The sequence below is a fragment of the Xanthomonas sp. SHU 308 genome (genome assembly GCF_000364645.1).
Lineage (GTDB): Bacteria > Pseudomonadota > Gammaproteobacteria > Xanthomonadales > Xanthomonadaceae > Xanthomonas_A > Xanthomonas_A sontii.
This window is the reverse complement of record NZ_AQOK01000864.1, coordinates 1-1,164: the sequence shown is the minus strand read 5'-3', so window position 1 is coordinate 1,164 and position 1,164 is coordinate 1. Positions and strand designations below refer to the sequence as shown.

The 1,164-nt window shown below is 74.3% G+C and carries 1 protein-coding gene; it reads left to right on the top strand.

Annotated elements, in window-relative coordinates:
* Nucleotides 1–1,164, top strand: a 1,164-nt coding sequence (locus D588_RS25920; protein ID WP_017917597.1) for a DNA polymerase Y family protein, incomplete at both ends; no start/stop codon positions are given.

The window sequence follows — 1,164 nt, the reverse complement described above, 5'->3', positions numbered from 1 at the left end:
CTGGACACCGTCCTGCGCCGCTGGCCGTCGCCGGACGAACCGCTGGCGCTGCTCGACGGTCCGCCGCAGCGGCGCACGCTGAAGGCGGTCAACGCCGCCGCGCGCGCCCGCGGCCTGCGCCCCGGGCAATCGCTGGTCACCGCGCAGGCGCTGTGCGATCGCTTCGCCACCGCCCTGCACGATGCCGAAGAAAGCCGCCGCAGCCAGCAGTTCCTCGCCGCCTGGGCGTACCGCTTCAGTTCGCTGGTCAGCACCGACTACCCCGGCGCGCTGCTGCTGGAGATCGAAGCCAGCCTCGGCCTGTTCGGGCCCTGGCCGCGTTTCGAGGCGCGACTGCGCGAGGAACTGACTGCGTTGGGCTTCCGCCACCGCATCGTGGTCGCGCCGCATCCGCTGGCCGCACGCGCGCTGGTCAATGCCCACGACGGCATCGCGCTGCTCGACAACGCCGCGCTGCAGCGCGCGCTGGGGCAGTTGCCGATCGCCCGCGCCGGGTTGTCGCCGGCCCTGGCCGAGGGCTTCGCGCGGATGGGCCTGCGCCGCCTGCAGCAACTGTTCGCGCTGCCGCGCACCGCGCTGGCGCGGCGCTATCCGCCGGCCCTGCTGCAGCACCTGGACGCGTTGCGCGGGCAGGCGCCGCTGCCGCTGCAGTACTACCTGCCGCCGGACCGCTTCGATGCGCGCGTGGAACTGGGCTATGCCACCGAATCCAACCAGGCGCTGCTGTTCCCGCTGCGTCGCCTGACCCAGGACCTGGCCGCGTTCCTGGCCGGACGCGACGGCGGCGTGCAGCGCTTCCGCCTGCTGCTGGAACACGAGGACCTGGAGTCCAGCGTGGTGCCGGTGGGCCTGCTCGCCGCCGAGCGCGATGCGGCGATGCTGTTCGAGCTGGCGCGCGGGCGCTTGCAGCAGGCCAGCGTGCCGGCGCCGGTGCAGGCGCTGCGCCTGTGTGCCGACGAACTGCCGCCGTTCGTGCCGGCCGCGCGCGAACTGTTCGACGAGCGCGCGCAACAGGCGCTGCCGTGGGAGCAACTACGCGAACGCCTGCGCGCACGCCTGGGCGACGACGCCGTGCACGGCCTGCGCGCGCACGCCGACCATCGCCCGGAACTGGCCTGGCGCGCCGAATCCAGCACGGCGCGCAGCACGGCCACACCCGCCACC